The following is a 2,741-nucleotide window of genomic DNA, read 5'->3' on the forward strand; positions in this document are numbered from 1 at the left end:
GTCTTTCTTGAGATCATGCGCAGACGGCGGCATGTTCAAAGCCGAGCCGGCGCACGCCATTGGACCCTCACGCGCGACGTTCAGCAGCCTTCGCGATGGCTCGAGACCTTCCGGACGCCGACTCGGGTTGATTTTCATCGCCTTAATCACCGCCTCACGGCAGCGGACAAGCGCTTGGACGATGAGCTGAAGGGGTTGAGCGCAGCATGCAACCTGCCACGGACGACCATTTTGGTGGAGCGCCCGCCAGTTGCGCGCAATTCCCCGCCAGATCCCTACGTATCGCAGAAATGAGCAATTGCGTCTCAAGTGGTTCATTCGGAACAAGGCTCGCACAAGGCAGAACTCTTGTTGAGATCTCAGGATCGACGGTGGTCTCCGGAAAAGACTCCATCTCGGTCGGCGAGGATAATGACCGCGTATTCGGTAGCATGGGCAATGATCACGTCTTTGGCGACGAGGGCAACGACTACTTCTACGGCGACATGGGTCGCTTTAAGCCTCGCAACCTGGATGCGGCCCTCCTTGGTGGGGACAACGACAAGCTTTATGGCCGCGATGAGGCGACCTCACTCGCTCGCGTGGTCCACGGGTTCCCCCGCGACGCACGTTCCCGTGAAGACGCATTCGTCGCAGTAAGCCGGCCGAAGGCATCGCACAGGCGGCTGTCACGGTGACTTAGATTTCATCTCGGCCTATGGGTGCAAATAAGGCAATAGGGTTGGACGGCTCACTAACATTCCGCTTCTAAACAAGCGGACGTCTCCTTTGCCGCGGACAGGTCTGTGGGTTGTGCGCGTGTCATAGTGGCGCCCCCATTGGCACGCGCACCCCGCGGGCTGACTTGCTTCTAAAGCAAGGACTGAATCTCTACGGTTCGTCATAAACACTTGCAAAGCCTGGGTAACGCTCGAGGTCTCGTAGCGTCTTGACAAGACTCTGGCTTACCCTTGAGCTGAGCCCCTTAATTTTCTTCCTTACATTTCCCGGTGCGGGTACCTGCCTAATATAGCGGATAAGTAATTGGGCTGCGCCAGGAGTGATATCGTGACGCTTCTACGCTAACTCCTCAATCAGCAAAAATATATGCTCAACATCCTGCCCCATCCACGAAACGAGGCGGTGCAAAGGACGTTCTGCCCAACAACTGCCCTCCCAAGCATCGATTCGAGCTGTCGCCGCAATCCACCATCCTTCGAAAGGATTAACGATAGAGTCCCGAAGAGATAAAAGGCTTTTCGCGACTTGACGTTGCCAGAGAAGTTGCCCTCGCGAAATGGCATTGTCCGCGCTTGCTCCAGAACTCACTAAGGGCTCGCGGATTATTTGATGATGCGTCAATCATCTTCCCGCAGATACGTTCAGCTTCCGGAAGGTTATATGTGAATTCCATATTGTACCATCGACGCATCATGAAAATGTCGTGGTATCCGATACCTTCGGCCTGACGAAAAGGGGATCGCATCCTCCTCGATGCGAAAGCCGGCTTTCGACTGGCTGGCGATTTCGTTCAGGGTAGCGGCGATGCCGCCGCGCGTTGGATCCGCATCAACCGGATATGCCTCCCGCCGCCGCGACCATCACGGCTACGAGCTGGTGCAGCGTTGCGCTGCGGAGACGATATCTCTATCGAATTCCAGGTTCTCGCGCTTCGACATCACGGCGACACCGTGGTCACAGATGGAGTCTGGGATGATCACAGCATCGCCCAGCCGGGCCGCATCGGGACGAAAATCGAGCCCGTCGGGAGCCATGCCGACACCCGCCGTCGAGATGAAAACGCAGGAGGACCGAATGAACATTTACAAGAATGCCCGTTTGACACCGCGGCGTCGAGAGGAGATGGCGCGCGCCGTTATTGAGGGCGCTTGTCCCAAAGCCGAGGCTGCGCGGAGTGCCGTCGAAGGTGGTCGCTCGTTGGAAGGCGCGATTTCTGGCGGATGGCGCCGCCGGCATGGCGGACCGGTCGTCGCGGCCGAGGACAAGTCCGAGACGCACCGCGGCCAACATTGCCGGCGAGATTGCAGTGTTGCGCCGACAGCGGCTGACGGGCAAGCACATCGCCAAGCAGACGGGCGTGTCGGCGGCAACGGTGAGCCGGGTTCTCAAGCGCGCCGGTCTTTCCCGGCTGAAGGATATCGAGCCGGCCGAACCGGTGTGACGCTATGAGCGCGAGCGGCCTGGCGAAATGATCCATATCAACATCAAGAAACTTGGCCGCTTCAGCCAGGTTAGCCACCGCATCACGGGTGATCGAACCCGCCAAAGTTCGCGCAGGGGCAAAGGCTGGGGCGCCGGCTGGGAGTACGTTCACGTCGCCATTGATGACGCCTCGCGCATTGCCTTCTCGCAGATATTGCCAGACGAAAAGAAGGACAGCGCGGTCGCCTTTCTCAAGGCGGCACTGACCTACTATAATAACCTCGGCATTACCGTCGAGCGCGTCATGACCGATAACGGTCCCTGCGACATTAGATAGAGACAGCCCCAGACGAACATACGGAAATGCGGGACCCAGCTCGCGCATAAGAGTATGTCAGCCGTCGTCAAAATGCCCTGTCTCCCTCGTTTGCTCAATAGTTTCACGCTTTGCTTCCGTCGTCAAAGCCGGAAGGAAAAAGCATGACAAAGAGCTTGCATACGACATAAGAGAGATGCGACAGTCGTCGCCTCTTGGGATGCTGGCCAAACGTCAACGTTTTGAAGGAAGACTGGCGACGTGCACATTCGATGTCGCCCCC

General features: G+C 57.7%; 2 protein-coding genes and 2 pseudogenes. 3 read left to right on the forward strand and 1 reads right to left on the reverse strand.

Translation table 11 applies throughout. From position 1 onward, the window contains the following. Together CO667_RS34395 and CO667_RS34400 are read left to right on the forward strand one after the other, a co-directional pair. On the forward strand, positions 1 to 294 hold a 294-nt coding region (locus tag CO667_RS34395; protein WP_179874273.1), incomplete at its 5' end, for an MFS transporter. A gap of 77 nt (positions 295 to 371) precedes the next feature. Beyond that, on the forward strand, positions 372 to 677 hold the full coding sequence (locus CO667_RS34400; RefSeq protein WP_096772359.1) for an autotransporter: 306 nt from the start codon (positions 372 to 374) through the stop codon (positions 675 to 677). 777 nt (positions 678 to 1,454) lie between these two features. Here CO667_RS34400 and CO667_RS34405 read toward each other — a convergent pair. Beyond that, a pseudogene (locus CO667_RS34405) lies at positions 1,455 to 1,793 on the reverse strand (AIR synthase-related protein); the annotation flags it as partial. Position 1,794: 1 nt separating this feature from the next. On the opposite strand from CO667_RS34405, the pseudogene CO667_RS34410 reads away from it, so the two are divergent. Next, a pseudogene (locus CO667_RS34410) lies at positions 1,795 to 2,467 on the forward strand (leucine zipper domain-containing protein); the annotation flags it as partial. Between the last annotated feature and the right edge of the window lie 274 nt (positions 2,468 to 2,741).

The organism is Rhizobium sp. L43 (genome assembly GCF_002531725.1).
Lineage (GTDB): Bacteria > Pseudomonadota > Alphaproteobacteria > Rhizobiales > Rhizobiaceae > Rhizobium.